Here is a 16,895-nt window from a genome sequence, read left to right as displayed (position 1 = left end):
ACAGTAGTATATCAGAATTGTAGAACATGGCAATTTCAAACCCCTTAACTGATTAACGCTGTACTCAAGCTCTACAAAGGCTAATCTATAAACCTTTCAGTAAATAACTTGGGGTGAGGTGCTAGGATTTTAACGTCAGTTTTAAGATCTCCCTTTTCGGAAATATAATCAGAACATTTAAACCTGTGCGATCGCTTCAATTGCAGCTTCTAACGCTAAAGCAATATGTGTCCAGTGGGTTCCCCCTTGACAGAACACAATATAAGGTTCTCTTAACGGCCCATCGGCGGAAAATTCCGAGGTACTCCCATCAATAAATGTACCTCCCGCCATGACTAAATGGCTTTCATATCCCGGCATTTCTGCGGGAACAGGTTCAAGGTAAGAACCAATCGGAGAATACTGTTGAATAGCCCGACAAAAAGCAATTAATTTATTAGGAGAACCTAACTCAATCGCTTGAATCACATCCCGCCTCGGTTCAAAGGGTAAAGGATTAACACGATATCCTAATTGATGAAAAATATATGAGGTTAAATGGGTTCCTTTAATGGCTTCTCCTACCATTTGAGGAGCTAAAAATAACCCTTGAAATAAAATCCGATTTTGATCAAATGTTGCACCCCCACTGCTACCAATTCCGGGGGCTGTTAATCGACAAGTTGCGGCTTCAACTAAATCTTCCCTTCCAGCAACATAACCCCCCGCTTGAACAATAGTTCCCCCTGGATTTTTAATTAACGAACCTGCGATTAAATCAACACCAACCGCAGGCGGTTCACGAGTTTCTATAAATTCTCCATAGCAATTATCGACAAAACAAATCGTATTAGGATTTTGTTGTTTAACACTCTGAACAATTTGCTCAATATCGCTAATAGACAAACTAGAACGCCAGGAGTAGCCACAGGAACGCTGAATTAAAACGAGACGAGTTTTTGCGGTTATTGCAGTGTTTAAGCCTTCCCAGTCTATTTTTCCCTCAGAAGTTAGATCCAATTGACGGTAAGATATGCCAAACTCTAATAATGAACCTTGACCTTGACCGCGCAAACCGATGACCTCTTCCAGGGTATCGTAGGGAGTGCCAGCCACCGCCAGCATTTCGTCCCCTGGACGTAAACAGCCAAATAAGGCACAGGTAATGGCGTGGGTTCCAGAAACAAACTGCACTCGTACCGCAGCCGCTTCTGCACCCATAATCTCCGCAAAGACTTGATCTAAGGTTTGACGTCCTAAATCATCGTGACCATAACCTGTAACGCCTGCAAAGTGATGGGTTCCCACTCGGTAACGACGAAAGGCATCTAAAACTCGTTGAAGATTATGCTTGACCTGCGTGTCAATACCAGAAAAAATCGGAAATAGTTCCTGTTCTGCTTCTTTTAGCTGTTCCATGCTAGATATGATGACCGAACTCACTTTGTTTGTGGGCGGTGCATATTATAGATGCCAATAGGACTCTTTCGTTTAAAAAAGCTCGAATTTTCGTTTCATGACGATTGCAACTTCACCTCAATATAAGCCCGATTGGATCACCATTGCTTTTATGGTGTTTCTCCATGCTGCCGCACTGTTGGCATTTTTGCCGAGTAACTTTAGCTGGGCTGCCGTAGGTCTAGCTCTATTTTTACATTGGGTGACTGGAGGCTTAGGAATTACGCTAGGCTTTCACCGCCTAGTGAGCCATCGCAGTTTTGAAGCTCCCAAATGGTTAGAATATTTTTTAATCTTTTGCGGAACCCTAGCTTGCCAAGGGGGGCCGATTGATTGGATCGGGTTACACCGTCTCCATCATCAATATTCTGATCAAGAGCAAGATCCCCATGATTCTACCAAAGGGTTTTGGTGGAGTCACCTCGGCTGGATGTTGTTCCATACTCCAGCAGATGAACAAATTCCCCGTTATACCAAAGACATTGCAGACGATCCAGTTTATCTGTTTTTCCAAAAATACTTTTTGGTTATTCAGGTCATCTTTGGAGTATTACTGTATCTGATCGGCGGTTGGTCTTTTGTTGTTTGGGGTATTTTCTTTCGGGTTGTGGTGATGTTTCACTGCACCTGGTTTGTCAATAGCGCCACTCATAAATTTGGGTATCAAACCTATGAGTCGGGAGATTCTTCGCGTAACTGTTGGTGGGTTGCGGTTGTCACTTATGGTGAGGGTTGGCATAATAATCACCATGCTTTCCAATATTCGGCCCGTCACGGTTTGCAATGGTGGGAAATTGATTTAACCTGGATGACAATTTCGCTGTTACAAGCGTTAGGGTTAGCCCAAAAAGTGAAATTACCCCCCGCCAATGCTGAAGCTCAACGCATTTAAAACTGCCGATTTCCTTGAACAACGTGTTTCAGGGTCATTAGGGCTTCTAAACCAATTAATCCACGACGATATCCTTTCTGGTTAGAAATCCCCAGAAAGATTGCGTCTCCCCGGTTTAAGTGACGGGAAAATCGAGGAGACGCATTAATAAAGGTCAAAGCACTGTTGACATCTTGGGCAAATTTTCGACTTTCAGAGTAAGATTCGGTCGCTAAACAATTAGCGTGACCGCTACTATAGGTATTCATCCAGGCGATCGCTTTTTCTAAGTTTTCCACCACTTTAAAGGCAACAGTTCGTGTTAAATAGGGCTTTGACCATTCCGTTGTTTCGGAAGCGGTTAATTCGGTAAATTCTTGAGCCAGGGCTTCATCCCCACGCAATTGAAATCCGGCTTCCCTTAAGTTATTCCATAATCGAACTAAGGATGAGCTTTTTTGATTGGGATCAATCAAAACTTTTTCAATGGCATTAACCGGATCGGGTTTACTTTCATGACTATCTAATATCATCCATCGCACCGTATCTACACTCGTCGTTGATGACCAATATAAATAACAGTTTCCCATGGCGGAACGTAGGACGGGAACTGTAGATTGATTGACGACTTGCTGCACAAAATGGGGGCGTCCGTAGGGAATGACTAAATTGAGATATTGATCTTGAGTCACTAACCGTTGAATCGGGGCATTTTGTTCAGAAGGCAAAATTTCTAAACAACCTAAAGGAAGTCCTGATTCTTCTAACGCCATTTGCAACGTCTGAACAATCATATTATTAGAATGGGTGGCTTCTGTTCCGCCTAATAGCACTAAACTATTGGCTGTTTTTAAACAAAGTCCCGTTGCAATAGCCGCAAGTTCCGGGAAGGCTTCATAAATTAAGGCAACAACCCCTAACGGAATATGTTGATAATAAGTTTGCCCCTGTTCGAGTTGATAGGAAGCACTCATCACCCGACCAATGGGATCGGGTAATTGTCCCAGACGTTCTAAAATCTGAACGGTGGTTTCTAAGCGTTCAGGAGTCAGTTTCAGCCAGTCTGTAATTAATTCCGATAGTCCTAAATCTCGACTGGCTTCTAAGTCGAGGGTATTGGCTTCTAGGATATCATTCTGCCGTGATCGCAAGGCCTTTGCCATCAGTTGCAAGGCTCGACTCCGATCCATTCCTTTCGTTTTTGCTAATTCAAAACTAGCCCGGTAAGCACGACGGAGAGGATGGTCAGGAGCAAGGGGAGAGAAATCATCAATTATCATCGAGAATCACGCCTGTAAGCGAGCCAAACCATAAGTGCGGGTAACATCGCTAACAGTACAGCAACCATCGCCCATAACACAAGATTTGGCCCTGGTGAATACAAAGCTAATGGTAACCAGATCACTAACGGAATTAAGAGCATCCCAAAGTCATCAACTCTTCATATCTTTGACACATGGGTGTCATAAAAACCCGTGATACTGTCAGGCAAAGGTAAACCAATACCACGTTACCTCAATCCCTATAGGACTTACTGATTATGGTATTTCAATTTGGTAAGACTGTCTTGGCTACCACCCTTGGTATTACAGCCTTAATTTCGGGTATTGCTTACGGTTCGGGAACTTCTCCGGCATTTGCAGAGACTTCCGCACCTACCACAAAGCCGGCGGCCACAACTACTGGACACGCACCTACCACAAAGCCCGCGACCACAACTACTGGACACGCACCCACCACAAAGCCCGCGACCGCAACTACTGGACACGCACCCACCACAAAGCCCGCGACCGCAACTACTGGACACGCACCCACCACAAAGCCGGCGGCTACAACTACTACACCTGCAACCACAAAGCCTAAATAAAAATAATCAACTAAAACCTCACTCCTCCCGGCGCGATCGCAATCCCTTCGCCATTAGTTTCAAAGCGAGACTTCGATCTGCGCCGCTGGTTTTGGCTGCTTCAAAACTACCCAGGTCAGCACAAAGCTAGGAATTATCTGGAGGAGGAAGCGAGAAATTATCAAGGATCATCGAGAATCGCGTCTGTAAGCAAGCCAAACCATCAGTGCAGGTAACATCGCTAACAGCACAGCAACCATCGCCCATAACACAAGATTTGGCCCCGGTGAATACAAAGCTAATGGCAACCAGATCACTAACGGAACTAATAGCATTCCCAAAGCCATCGGTAAATAATGCGCCCTTAACCCTGGACTGGCTCTGTTCCATTGATGACCTGTCCAACGCCAAGCCTGTTTATAAGGATAATGGGTTGCGAGTTGTTCTAAACAATAACCGCTCTCATCGACAACAAAAATTTGTTGGCAGCGATCGCAGCCAAAGGCTTCGGTTAATGCAATGGGAACCAGTCGCCCCCGCCGCCGACAAGGGCAAGGATAATCCCCATTCAAATCAATTTTTTGAGCTTTTTGAGATGGCACAAGCGATTCATTAAGTTAATATTTTTGTAATAATTTGGATTGAAAATGCAACTGAAATCAATGATAGTCAACTTTAAGTTTGAACCGAAAGGGTTAGCTTTTGCTAACATTCTCTCTTCTTAAAGATTATATCACAACCCTTTAGAGTCTCACCCCTTCATCATCTAAACACGACTCAGCTTCCTGACTATTCTACCACTTCAGTTTTTTTATTTTTGTCTCTATCTAGTGTTTTCTATCTTAAGTGATAGCTCATCTTAATTTTTTGCTAGTATGGGTTCCTCGTTCCCCACTTCCCGTCATTCAAGCAAGCGATCTCAGCTTTTAGACTCGTTTATTGTAGACCCAGCGATCGCTACTTTCACACTCTTATTGGCTTGTTGATTCTCATTCAAAATTGCCGATAATTTCAATCAATTTAATAATTTTTCATACTCTCTCTAATGTTTTTCCAAAAAGTTGAGGTTTGGGTAAAGGCTCATGATTGTTCAATGCCGACTCGATCAGGAGTTCTAAAACTTTTTGTGCATTCTTTAACGCTTCTTCATAGCTATCCCCATGGGTGTGACAATGTTCTCCCCATTCAGGAAGGCTAACTACATAACATTGATCTTCTTCTGACCATTGAATAATGATGGTATAAGAGCTTTTCATCGTTGTTGATCCTCCTTGATTTTAGCAAGTGTATTTAAAGCATTTATGTAGACTTTATTGACACCCCTGAACACAAAAAACCAGGTTTTTTGAATAAATATGAAAACTCCCCAGTTAACTCGATAAAGTTAATCTGAGGAGTTGTAAGGGTGCTAAAGCACCAACTCTATAATTTTAAGCGGGTGACGCGATTCGAACGCGCGACATTCACCTTGGCAAGGTGACGCTCTACCACTGAGCTACACCCGCAAACCGTTCACCTTTTCTATGATTCCAAAAATCTTTAGATTTGTCAACCCCTATTCCAAAATTTTTTTAATCCTAGGGTTTAAGGTGTTTCGGGTTGCTGCTTCTAGGTTTCCCCGGTCAAAGCGGGACTGGGACTAGCCGATAAAATTGCTGTAGAATCCACCGTTGTTGCGGGTAATGTTGAACTTTGCTTGATTTGACGCATTAAATTTGCCATCTCAATCGCATCCATCGCATAGTTCCAACCGTGATTGGCCTTAATTCCGGCTCGTTCTAAAGCTTGCTGCATCGTGTCCGTCGTCAACACCCCAAAAATCACCGGAACACCCGTTTGAAACGCCGTTGCTGCAATCCCTTTCGAGACTTCCGCCGAGACATAATCAAAATGGGGGGTTTGTCCCTTAATTACAGCCCCTAAACAAATAATCGCATCATAGCGACGGGTTAAGGCCAACTGATGGGCGACTAATGGAATCTCAAAACTTCCGGGAACCCAAACATAATCAACCTGTGTTCCCTGGGGATCAGGATCAATGCCATGTCGCTTTAAACAATCTTGACACCCTTCTAATAATTTGGTTGTGATCAAATCATTAAACCGACCAATCACCATTGCAAACCGCAGGGAGTCTGTTTGGGTAAAATTCCCCTCAAAAACCGTCATTCTTGTTATCCTTTGTTTAAAGACCCATGCGGAATTGTAGGTTAAATCGTTTAGGGGAATTGTCCTAAACCCTCTAACCCCCAATTCCGCCGATGAATTAAACCACTAAGTAGTTTAATACACCCACTAAAATGACCAATGCGAACCAAAGACCAGAACCCACATAGAGCAAAGGCTTAGATTGGCTCCAATATTGAGGGGCGGCATAGGCAAAGGGAACCCCTACCACCATCACAAAAGATAAAATCACCAGTGCCGCAAGGACAACTTGAAATAGAATTGTTAACATTTTTTTCTCCCAACTTGACTTGGCAGTAAGTAAAAATACGGCTGACAGGCTCACCGAATCCTGTTTAGCGGTTCATAGTTAAAACTACCAGAAATTGCCACCTCTGAGAAGTCGTTAAGCTGTTACTCTAAGGAAGAGGGAAGTCGGGAAGACAAGGGCATCAGAAGACAAGGTAAAGAGGGGTTATGGGTAATCCGTCAACCGTCCATTGTAAACATTAAGTTTTGTAACAAAAAAGACAAAATTTATCTGTAGTGATCTGAAGCCCTTGTAAGAGGTGATGACAATTAATTGAGGGTTTGACCGGAATCACTTTTAAAGTGCCAGCTTATTCCTATACTAACCAATATACTAACTAGCAAGGCAGTCATTTAAAAATAAATATTGCTAACCTGATCTTACTCCTTTTGCTTGTCAATGCCCATGATCGAATTGTTTTGTAGGCTTGAGCTAAAACGATAGATCCTTGGGCAGTATAAGTTATAGAAGGGAACTGAGAACCTTGATAGTTCGTCATTCAGCAGTGGGCATCTCCTTGGTTAGCTAATCCCCGTAAGTGCAGCCTCTCAATTATCCAGATCAACTGAGATAGAAACTATGCCAGCCACTAAAATCTATGCCGACAATAACTCGAACCTGCCTTTTGAGGGCTATTCTGAACCTGAAGATCTTATAAATAATCACCTGGAGCCTGATGTGGATGATTTAATTGATCTGGATATAGAGGATGCCAGCGACGCTAAACTCCAGAAATCAGTGAATCGTCGAACGACGGATTTGGTTCGACTGTATCTTCAAGAAATAGGTCGAGTTCGTCTTTTAGGACGAGATGAAGAAGTATCAGAAGCTCAAAAAGTTCAGCGTTATCTGAGGTTAGTTGAATTACGGGATAATGCAGCCAGCCAAGAAGAAGGTGTAATCAACGTTTATGTGCGCCTGATTAAAACCCGGGATCAGTTATCCGCCCAGTTAGGTCATCGTCCGTCTTTAGAACGATGGGCGACAACAGGGGGGGTTGATGTGGCTGAACTGAAGCCAATTTTAGCCGCCGGGAAACGGCGTTGGGCTGAGATTGTGGGTTTAACAGTTGAAGAATTGGATAAAATTCAAGCCGAAGGTCTAAAATCCAAAGACCAGATGATTAAAGCCAATCTGCGTCTGGTGGTTTCGGTGGCGAAAAAATATCAAAATAGGGGTTTAGAACTTCTCGATTTAATTCAAGAAGGAACTTTAGGACTAGAACGGGCGGTTGAAAAGTTTGATCCCACACGGGGATATCGGTTTAGCACCTATTCTTATTGGTGGATTCGTCAAGGCATTACGCGGGCGATCGCAACCCAAAGCCGCACGATTCGTTTACCCGTTCATATTACCGAAAAACTTAACAAAATTAAAAAAGCCCAACGAAAAATTTCTCAAGAAAAAGGCCGTACCGCTACCATCGATGATATTGCAATGGAGTTAGAGATGACTCCGATTCAAGTGCGAGAAGTCTTGTTACGGGTTCCTCGTTCTGTTTCTTTAGAAACAAAAGTCGGGACGGATAAAGATACAGAATTAGGGGATTTACTAGAAACCGAAGAGGTGACACCGGAAGAATTACTGATGCGAGAATCTTTGCATCGGGATTTACAACACCTGTTAGCGGATTTAACCAGTCGGGAACGGGATGTGATTCTGATGCGGTATGGGTTGGGAGATGGCCATCCCTATTCCTTAGCTGAAATTGGCCGAGCGCTAGAATTATCACGGGAGCGAGTCCGCCAAATTGAAGCGAAAGCGTTGCAAAAACTACGCCAACCGAAACGTCGTAACCGGGTTCGGGATTATCTGGAGTCCCTGAGCTAATCTGAGAACACCAGAGCAGCCCGCAGTCAGAATTTAAAATCTGTTACTCTGAACTCTTAAGCCAGCTATTTTCAATAGCTGGTTTTTTTTGACAATCAGGAAATTTGTTGTGTATTATTGTCAGTATGCAAGCTTTATTGAAAACAGTTTAACGTATGGCTTTATATACAGCAGTCTCGTTTAAATCCGAACTCAATGATAAAGGCTGGCGGTTAACTCCCCAACGGGAAACGATTTTGCAGGTCTTTCAGAATTTACCGAAAGGAAATCATTTAAGTGCGGAGGATCTGTACAATTTATTAAAAAGTCGAGGAGAAGCGATTAGTTTATCAACAATTTATCGCACTTTGAAGTTAATGGCCCGGATGGGAATTTTACGCGAATTGGAATTGGCTGAAGGCCATAAACATTATGAAATTAATCAACCTTATCCCCATCACCATCATCATTTAGTTTGCGTTCAGTGTAATAAAACGATTGAATTTAAAAATGATTCCATTTCTAAAACCAGCATGAAGCAAGCGGAGAAATCGGGGTTTCATTTATTAGATTGTCAATTAACAATTCATACCATTTGTCATGAAGCTTTACGCATGGGTTGGCCGTCGCTAATTTCTAGTAATTGGACTTGTTCTAAAGCAATTGCCGATTGTAATTTTGAAATGGATTATGAGTTAACGGAAAATGGGAACACAGATTAGGTGGATTACACAGATTGCACAGATTAAATTAGGACGATTAGGGAAAGATAAGACTTATTAAAACCTGTATTCAATCCGTGTAATTGTTGTCAAAAGGAGTTACTATTTATTGCCCTCCAAATAGAATGGTATCTGCACTAGGGCCATAAAAAGCTCTGGCTTGTGCAACAGCTTGTTGTGTTGAACTATCGTAAATTCCATTAATAGGGCCATTATAAAGTCCCTGAATTCTTAATGTTTGTTGCAACTGTTGAATGTTGGTTGAACCGGAAATAGGCGGAGCCATTTGTGCGACTAAAACGGTACGAGTTGGGGTTGCAGAAAGGGGTTGAATATTAAACAAATAGGTTTGAGTTGTTGGGCCAGCAATTCCCGTGGCTGTAATTCCAGAGGAGCGTTGAAAACAAATTAAAGCCTCTTGAGTTGCAGTATCAAAGAAGCCATTAATGGGGCCATTATAATAGTTTAACTCGCGTAAACGCCGTTGAATTTTTCTAACCTCTGCTCCGCTATCTCCAAAATAAACCGTTGATAAAGGACTGGTTACAGGAGCCATAGGATGTTGAACAATGGGGATTTGAGAGGGAGGAGTGAACATTGGAGTAGAGGTGTTGGCTGTTCTTGCACTTGCTAGATAGAACGTAGTAGTCGGCCCCACTTCTCCCGTTACGGTAATCCCATAAGCGCGTTGAAAATTGATCACAGCTTGTTGGGTAGATCGACCAAATACACCATCGACTATCCCCGTGTAATATCCTAGTCTTTGTAGTTGTCCTTGTAATATCCGAACAGCAGAGCCTTGGCTCCCTAATCGAAGAATATTATCAAACTGAGGATTAGAGGGAACCCCAGGAACATAAAGATTTAAAGCCACTAATGTTGTGGATGTAACGACTCCAGTGGCAGAGAGCCCCTGAGATTGTTGAAACCGTTGAACAGCTACTTCTGTTTGGTCATCAAAATATCCTGTAATATTGCCATCATAAAAGCCGAGGTTTTGTAGCGTTTGTTGTAATGTGGCAACCGCAGATCCGCGATCGCCTTGTTGTAAGGTTGTACCAGGAAAAACAACATTCTGACCAGAATTAAGGCCACTATTGAGGACAGCGAGGGTAGCTTCTGTGACCAAACCCGTTGCTGGAAGATTGTAGTCTTGCTGGAGTTGAATTACGGCATTTTCCGTGACAGTTCCAAAGTTACCTGTGGGTTGTTGGTTAAAATAACCCAAGGTTTGTAACCGTCTCTGTAAATCTGAAACGCCGGGGCCACTGTCTCCCCGTCCCAGACCAATTAAGTCTCGATTACTGCCAGGATTAGACGGTTCGCTGCTGACTAATCCCAAAGCCCTGAGCGTTTGGGGGCCGACAATGCCATCGGCGGATAAACCTGCATTTCGTTGAAAGCGAATCACCGCATCTTGAGTCAGGCTGCCAAAATAACCTGTGACATTCGCATTAAAATACCCAAGTTCTTGTAAACGTTGTTGAATTTGGCGGACTTGGGTTCCCGAATCTCCAGACATGACCAAAGCTTGGGCTGTTTGAGCGACCGTTAAGACCGAAAAAGCTACCCCTAAAGCGAGAAAATAGCGATAGGTTTGGCTGGAAAGCTTTTTCCAATTAACATAATTCAATTCTGGGAATGGATCAGATGTTGGATCTTCGTAGGTTAAGGCTAAAGCTAGAAACGCATAGGATTCAATCATTGTTTTTGGGGGAAAAATTATTCATCAACTTCAACCTTCCACAAAATTCTTTGTAGAAGGGTTTGTTCCCCCCATTGTAGATCAGGGTTAAAAGTGAGGTTTAAACTAGCCCTGCGCGATCGCAAATTAACGCAACAATAGCAGCAAAGGCTGTAATTCCTAGAGCAACCCAAGGACTTTGACCTTGACTGACGGCAAAAGAAGTGGCTACACCCGCGCCTAATGCTGCGGTGACGGCGGATTCTAGGGGATCGCGTTGTGAAGGTTTAGGGTTCATAATCTAGGTGAGTAAGATTAAAGCCGTTATGTTTGAATGGCTTTAACCCTATCACTTAGACCGAAAAATTTTATCAGTTTTGACTGAAATTGCAATTAAGCTTTAAATTTGGATACTTTTCTTAATCAATCTGTAGGAGAATTAACGATTAAAGATAACGAGGATTGAGGGTTTCTTCTCCAATATTAGGTTGAATGGGAGGTTGAGGCTGCGGAGACTGGGGACGAGCAATTAACAGGATTAAAAGAGAAATAGCACTCACAATAATAACCAAATTTGTGAAATCAAAGGGACGATTAATCCAGCGTTCACGGGTACATTTTAAGCAAACAAAATGTTGATTAGGGTATTTAACATCTTCTACCCACAGACAGAAAGGACTTGTACATTCTGTTTGAAAATTATTGTTTTTCATGATAGTTTTACCTTCTGATTGTAATTTGTTTTTGGGGGTGAGGAATATCTCACCCAGACTTCTAAGTTTTAGGAAATTAAACAAAATTGTTCATCGACGTTTTTAACAGGGGTAATATACAGGTGAATACTCAACATTTGTCCACATCCAAAGTTACCTAAAGCGTGAGCTTGTTCGGGTTGAACTTGGGTAATCATTCCTGGTTTGACAATTTCGCTATAACATTGACGAAGTTTAATAAAGGGTTTAGTTTCATCAACAATTTCTGCAACTTCATGAAAGGCTTTTCCTTTTAATACTTTAATAAAAGCATGGGAAAATCCATTTTGATAATTATGATGGCGGTGATATTCTGTGATATCACTGGGATTCCATAAAAATGCAATCACACTCATAGATGTTAATTGTAAAATCGGTTTACGATAAAACTTTTCCTGTCTTAACCATTCTTTCGATGCTAAGAGTTCGGTTGCTGTAAATTGGCTCAAATATTGATCAATTAAGCTTAAGCTTTCATCGAGTTTTAATTCGTTTAACTGTTCGAGAAAGTTATCAGTTTTGCGGATAAGATTTTGATCATCTTTGACTGTTAAAATCATTGTTTTGCCTCCTGTTATTATCAATCAATTCTATTGATTTACTGTTGAGATGTGAGTCAATTAGTGCTAAAATAAATGTCACTGTAGAGGCGAGAAGACCTCGCCCATAATCCTTACAACGCTAATAAAACAGCGCAGTGATCAACAATCAGCATCAGGGTTTCTTGGTTCATTTCTGTTAATAAAAAAGCCATTAAACCTTCTAACTCATCCAAATGCTGTAACAGTTGCATTTCTGTCATCCAGGTTTCAACTTCGGTAATATTTTCCCGCATTAAACCACCGCTTTGAGAACAATAACCGCCTTCACCGGATTTATCGGTATAGCCTCCAGACCATTGACTAAAACGATGTTTGACCATTTCCTGATATTTTTCGGTGTTGGGAATGGGTTGAGAATTGCAATCTTTTGAAGGAATAATTAAACGGATAGAATGGGGCATCACCTGGGCAATTTTTAACTGTTTTAACGGTAAGTTTCCGGGTTGAAGGATTAGGGAATTTTTATTTTTATCAGAACTTTGTTGAGCAATTAATCTTTGCACTCTGGGATCTTTCATTAAAATTTCTTTCAGGCTTTCAAATTCCATTGTGTTACCTCTTGGTCTGCTTTCTATATTTTTATCATATCCATTTATTAGGGATTAGCAATAGAAAAAGGTATAGCAATTAATGTATTTGAGGTGTAAAAAGTGTAAAGGTAATTGAGGTGTAATCAAGAGGTAATTAAAGTGTAAACTCAGCTAATTTTCAAGAATTTATCCCAATTGCTAGATATAATATCAATTAGCAAACTAACCTAATATTCTAGGTGAGGTCATGAAATACAAAATTTCATTAACCTGTTAAAACAGCTTTGTGGGGGCGAGGTGGGACACATTAGTGTCAACTTAAGTTATCATGCCCTGAACTTGCATTTCGGGCTGTAGAGACGTGCCATGGCGCGTCTCTACGTTATCTAAAGATAACTCAAGACTTGTCTTTCTTAACCCGTTTTAACGGGTTGGAGCTTTTAGCCTGAAATTGATTTCAAGGCTTTTGATGTTATGATTGAAAAACGACTAACGGAGGAACTGGGTGATGGAGTGGGAAACTTTTATTAAAAATATTGCAATTAAACAGGGTTTATCAATTAAGGAAAGGGAAACCTTGTTACAATATTTTCCATCGGAAGAACAAAGATCTGATCAAGCATCTGTGGCAAAATATCTTCAATATGGTGTAGAGGCTATTAAACAACGAATGCAATCAATTTATGAAAAATTCGATAATATTTTCCCTGAATTAAAGGAAATTAAAGGCGCAGGTAAATCTAATAAATTACATCAATATCTGAGACAACAATTTTATCAACAAAATGATCCTCCTATTCCCCATCCTCCCCAAAAGTTAACAACGGGGTTTGAATCTTTAATTGAAGAGAAGGTTAAAAACTTTCACGGTCGAGAATTTGTTTTTGATGAATTTCAGCAATTTTTAACCCAGAAAGAGCGAGGATATTTTGTTATTATTGGTGAACCGGGGATGGGGAAAAGTGCGATCGCAGCTAAATATACAATAGATTATCAAACGATACATTATTTTAATGATATGTCTAGCGGGAGAACTTCTCCTGAGTTATTTTTAACCGAATTTCGTCAACAACTGATTCAACGGTTTAACCTCAAAGATGCTGAACAATTTGATTTACCGAAATTATTAGAAACTGTTAACAATAACGATTTAAAAGATGAAAAATTAGTTCTGGTGGTGGATGCTTTAGACGAAGTGCAACAGGAAGGTGCTGGAAACCTGCTTTATTTACCTTATACCCTCCCTAAAAATGTGTATTTCCTGATGACTCGTCGCCCTTATTCTCAGGAAGAAAAACGGTTTTCTGTCGCCCCAGGACTCGAACAGATTTTAGATCTCAGGGAGGAAAAATATAAAATGTTAACTAAAAATGATATTCGAGGCTATATTCGTTGTTTTATCACCCATGATCCTGAACATTGCCAAAATTTACAAGATTGGATTAGCAAAGCCGGAATGACTCAAGAAGAATTTATTGAGGTTTTAACGGAAAAAAGTGATTATAATTTTATGTATTTGCGCTTTGTTTTGCCCGACATCAGTAAAGGATATTATCCTAATTTAAGGATCAACGAACTCCCAAAAGGGTTAGAGGAATATTATTATAAACATTGGCAACGGTTGGGAATGGATCAACCGCGAAACCGTTTAAAAGCAGTGGTTTTAGCGATGCTGTCTGTAATTAATAAACCTGTGAGTGCAGAAGCGATCGCAAACTGTACCCAAAATCAAACCGTTTATGATGTGGAGAACGTTTTAAAAAGTAAAGATTGGATGGGATTTTTAAGAAGTTATCCCTACAAAGGCGAAATCTGTTATACCCTTTATCATAAAAGTTTTGCGGATTTCCTCTCGAAACAAACGGTGATTAAACGAGAAGCGAACCAACTCTTAGATCGCTATACAGATGGCTTTTGGGATGATAATGAGGGGGAGGATAACAACAATGAAGAAGAATAAAAAAAAGCGTAATTTTTACCAATCCTTTACGCACGTTTCCCCCAGTAAACAACGGATTCAACTGCAAGCTCCTCGCATCAGTCTGGAGAATAATAATCTGAAAAAATACTATCGAATTTTAACGGATTTTGATTTTCTCTCCGCTAAAATTGCCCATCCCGAATTTGGCATTGATTCTCTGATTGAGGATTATCAACTGCGATCGCAACCTGGGTTAATCAACGCCCCCGACGCTGATCGTAACACCGACACCGCCCTGCAACGCCTTCAGGAAACCCTCACCCTCTCCGCCCATATCCTCCGTCAAGACCCAAATCAACTGATCAGCCAACTCTGGGGACGGTTGCAACCTTTTCAGACGTTACCTGCCATTCAATCCCTACTCACCCAATCTTGCCAATCTCAGGATAGCCCTTGCTTGCGTCCCCTCACCCCCAGTTTAACTCCTCCCGGTACAGGCTTACAATAACCGTATTCAAAGCCCACGTCTTTCAAGCGTGGGATGTAGAATACCCGCCTTTAGGCGGAGTGAAGGCTAGTGAGAGTTTTGGTTAGCAATATACTTTTTGATAGTTTCACTAGAAACAGAACCAGCCGTCCCACAATAATAGCTTCGACTCCACAAAGAAGGTAGTTTAAGTAAATGAGGAAATTCTTTTCTTAATATTCTTGATGATGCCCCTTTGATTCTGAACATAATTTGATGTGGAGCAATCAAAGGGTGACAACTAATAAATAAATGCACATGATCAGGCATTATCTCCAGAGCTAGGACATCACATTCTAGCTCTTTTGCTTTTTGGTAGATAATTTCCTCTAATCTTCTGCTCACTCCGTTAACCAACACCCTTTTCCTCCTTTTTGGGCAAAAGACAAAATGATAGTTGATCAGACTAACTGATGTGTTTTTTCTTCTATATTGATTTTCTGTCATTGTCGATACACACGATTCATCAACCTTATGTTATCATGGATGACATGACAAAAATAACTCGGACGATTAAATTGAAATTCGTGGATCTCAACCGTTGTAAAGCTCAGGTGTTTGAGCAAATGACGGCAGAAAACACACGGGTTGCCAACAAGCTGTTGTCATTGCCGATTAAAGAACGGCGTAAAATGACAACAGCTAAAATTATGTCCGAGTTAAAATCTGCCCTTGTTAACCAAGTAATCCGACATACCACATCACCCACAGGTCGTAAAACCAAACAATATAAAGTTCTTCCTGTGGAAGTTAACAACCAAAACTGGAAGTTAACCCTAAAAGGGAATACTTATTCAATTAGTTTTCCAACCCTTAAAGGTGAAAAAAGAATTCCCATTGAAGTTGCATCTCCCCATTGGCAACCTGTTTTAGACGGATTGTTAGAGGGAACAATTCAAGGGGGTTCTTTTAAATTAATTAAACATCGAAATAAGTGGTATGCCTATCTGTCAATTACTGAGGATGTTCCAGAAGTTAAGACGGAGAAAAGATTAGGATGTGACCGAGGACAGAATAATTTAGCGGTAGTTGCACCTAAACAGGGTTTTGGTAAGTTCTTTAATGGTCAAAGCGTTAAGCATCGGAGACGTTATTTTCAACAACGAAGAAAACAACTTCAAGAAGCTAAAAAGTTTCGAGCATTAAAGAAATGGGACAAAAAAGAACGACGATGGATGGATGCAATCAATCATACAATCAGCCGTCGAATTGTTCGTTTTGCCGAATACCATAATGCTGATGTTGTTATTGAGGATTTAGAAGGATGTCGAAGCACAATGAAACAGAGCCAAAAATCTCGTTCTGATTCCGGTGAATCTCGACATAATTGGTCTTATTATTCTTTGGAACAGAAACTTAATTATAAGTTGGCTCTTAAAGGATTGAAATTAATTAAAAGACCTGCGCCATACACTTCCAAATCCTGTTCAACCTGTGGTTTTATTGGTAAAAGAAATCGACATGATTTCAATTGCCCTAATGGTCACTACCATAACTCTGATTTGAATGCTGCGAAAAACCTAGCTCAATGGGACGGTTTTTCTTGTCAGTTAGACCTACAGAGAGATGCTTCTGTAATGGATTCATCCGGTTTAACTGATGGGGTGCTTGGCACACCCCTGAACTCGGTGAATACAGTCAAACAAGAGTATATTCAACTGTCTCTGCTTGACTGGACTAGATACGAGAATCCCACCCCTTTAGCGTAGCGCAGGGGTG

General features: G+C 41.2%; 18 protein-coding genes and 1 tRNA gene. 6 read left to right on the top strand and 13 right to left on the bottom strand.

Translation table 11 applies throughout. The annotated features are described in order from the left end of the window. Positions 1-177 precede the first annotated feature (177 nt). On the bottom strand, positions 178-1,398 hold the full coding sequence (locus tag PL9214_RS12985) for a methionine gamma-lyase family protein (protein ID WP_072719232.1): 1,221 nt from the start codon (positions 1,396-1,398) through the stop codon (positions 178-180). A 97-nt stretch (positions 1,399-1,495) separates the two neighbouring features. On the opposite strand from PL9214_RS12985, the gene PL9214_RS12980 reads away from it, so the two are divergent. After that, positions 1,496-2,329 carry an acyl-CoA desaturase gene (locus tag PL9214_RS12980; protein WP_072719231.1) on the top strand — a complete coding sequence of 278 codons (834 nt, stop codon included), beginning with the start codon at positions 1,496-1,498 and terminating at the stop codon, positions 2,327-2,329. Here the strand turns inward: PL9214_RS12980 and PL9214_RS12975 are convergent. The 6 genes from PL9214_RS12975 to psbZ form a co-directional block, all read right to left on the bottom strand. Next, positions 2,326-3,588 carry a glutamate-5-semialdehyde dehydrogenase gene (locus tag PL9214_RS12975; RefSeq protein WP_072719230.1) on the bottom strand — a complete coding sequence of 421 codons (1,263 nt, stop codon included), beginning with the start codon at positions 3,586-3,588 and terminating at the stop codon, positions 2,326-2,328. The two genes, PL9214_RS12980 and PL9214_RS12975, sit on opposite strands and share 4 nt — an antisense overlap. 754 nt (positions 3,589-4,342) lie before the next feature. After that, positions 4,343-4,756: a hypothetical protein gene (locus tag PL9214_RS12965; RefSeq protein WP_072719228.1), complete on the bottom strand. Its 414-nt coding sequence runs from the start codon at positions 4,754-4,756 to the stop codon at positions 4,343-4,345. 429 nt (positions 4,757-5,185) lie between these two features. Beyond that, positions 5,186-5,410 (bottom strand): type II toxin-antitoxin system HicB family antitoxin, encoded by a 225-nt coding sequence (locus PL9214_RS12960; RefSeq protein WP_072719227.1) that lies wholly within the window; start codon positions 5,408-5,410, stop codon positions 5,186-5,188. A 177-nt stretch (positions 5,411-5,587) separates the two neighbouring features. After that, a tRNA-Gly gene (locus PL9214_RS12955) sits at positions 5,588-5,659 on the bottom strand. Between the two features lie 103 nt (positions 5,660-5,762). After that, positions 5,763-6,323, bottom strand: coding sequence for a 6,7-dimethyl-8-ribityllumazine synthase (gene ribH / locus PL9214_RS12950; RefSeq protein WP_072719226.1), 561 nt, complete (start codon positions 6,321-6,323; stop codon positions 5,763-5,765). Between the two features lie 97 nt (positions 6,324-6,420). Next, entirely contained in the window at positions 6,421-6,612 is a 192-nt protein-coding gene (psbZ, locus tag PL9214_RS12945) for a photosystem II reaction center protein PsbZ (protein WP_072719225.1), read from the bottom strand. 597 nt (positions 6,613-7,209) lie between these two features. Between psbZ and sigC the strand changes: the two genes are divergently transcribed. Beyond that, positions 7,210-8,460 carry an RNA polymerase sigma factor SigC gene (gene sigC / locus PL9214_RS12940; RefSeq protein WP_072719224.1) on the top strand — a complete coding sequence of 417 codons (1,251 nt, stop codon included), beginning with the start codon at positions 7,210-7,212 and terminating at the stop codon, positions 8,458-8,460. Between the two features lie 155 nt (positions 8,461-8,615). Beyond that, on the top strand, positions 8,616-9,161 hold the full coding sequence (locus PL9214_RS12935; protein WP_072719223.1) for a ferric uptake regulation protein: 546 nt from the start codon (positions 8,616-8,618) through the stop codon (positions 9,159-9,161). Positions 9,162-9,267: 106 nt separating this feature from the next. Here the strand turns inward: PL9214_RS12935 and PL9214_RS12930 are convergent, their stop codons facing one another. The 5 genes from PL9214_RS12930 to PL9214_RS12915 form a co-directional block, all read right to left on the bottom strand. After that, entirely contained in the window at positions 9,268-10,866 is a 1,599-nt protein-coding gene (locus tag PL9214_RS12930) for a peptidoglycan-binding domain-containing protein (protein WP_072719222.1), read from the bottom strand. A 100-nt stretch (positions 10,867-10,966) separates the two neighbouring features. Continuing rightward, positions 10,967-11,143, bottom strand: a complete 177-nt coding sequence (locus tag PL9214_RS31250) for a hypothetical protein (RefSeq protein ID WP_186440354.1) — start codon at positions 11,141-11,143, stop codon at positions 10,967-10,969. A gap of 148 nt (positions 11,144-11,291) precedes the next feature. Continuing rightward, positions 11,292-11,558 (bottom strand): hypothetical protein, encoded by a 267-nt coding sequence (locus PL9214_RS12925; protein ID WP_072719221.1) that lies wholly within the window; start codon positions 11,556-11,558, stop codon positions 11,292-11,294. 68 nt (positions 11,559-11,626) lie between these two features. Next, the gene (locus PL9214_RS12920) at positions 11,627-12,157 is read right to left on the bottom strand and encodes a cupin domain-containing protein (protein WP_072719220.1); all 531 of its coding nucleotides are present in this window, start codon (positions 12,155-12,157) and stop codon (positions 11,627-11,629) included. A 113-nt stretch (positions 12,158-12,270) separates the two neighbouring features. Beyond that, positions 12,271-12,747, bottom strand: coding sequence for a hypothetical protein (locus tag PL9214_RS12915; protein ID WP_072719219.1), 477 nt, complete (start codon positions 12,745-12,747; stop codon positions 12,271-12,273). 490 nt (positions 12,748-13,237) lie between these two features. Between PL9214_RS12915 and PL9214_RS12910 the strand changes: the two genes are divergently transcribed. Both PL9214_RS12910 and PL9214_RS12905 read left to right on the top strand, forming a co-directional pair. Further along, a complete protein-coding gene (locus PL9214_RS12910) occupies positions 13,238-14,689 on the top strand; it encodes a P-loop domain-containing protein (protein WP_072719218.1) in 1,452 nt (483 codons plus the stop codon). Beyond that, entirely contained in the window at positions 14,676-15,158 is a 483-nt protein-coding gene (locus PL9214_RS12905; RefSeq protein WP_072719217.1) for a hypothetical protein, read from the top strand. Before PL9214_RS12910 ends, PL9214_RS12905 begins: the two co-directional genes overlap by 14 nt. 66 nt (positions 15,159-15,224) lie before the next feature. On the opposite strand, the gene tnpA is transcribed toward PL9214_RS12905, so the two are convergent. Next, positions 15,225-15,623, bottom strand: coding sequence for an IS200/IS605 family transposase (tnpA, locus tag PL9214_RS12900; protein ID WP_072717176.1), 399 nt, complete (start codon positions 15,621-15,623; stop codon positions 15,225-15,227). A 35-nt stretch (positions 15,624-15,658) separates the two neighbouring features. Here tnpA and PL9214_RS12895 point away from each other — a divergent pair, with 35 nt between their 5' ends. After that, positions 15,659-16,885: an RNA-guided endonuclease InsQ/TnpB family protein gene (locus tag PL9214_RS12895; RefSeq protein ID WP_222425192.1), complete on the top strand. Its 1,227-nt coding sequence runs from the start codon at positions 15,659-15,661 to the stop codon at positions 16,883-16,885. Positions 16,886-16,895 lie beyond the last annotated feature (10 nt).

The organism is Planktothrix tepida PCC 9214 (assembly GCF_900009145.1).
In the GTDB taxonomy this organism is placed as follows: domain Bacteria; phylum Cyanobacteriota; class Cyanobacteriia; order Cyanobacteriales; family Microcoleaceae; genus Planktothrix; species Planktothrix tepida.
This window is presented reverse-complemented; position numbering and strand designations above follow the sequence as displayed.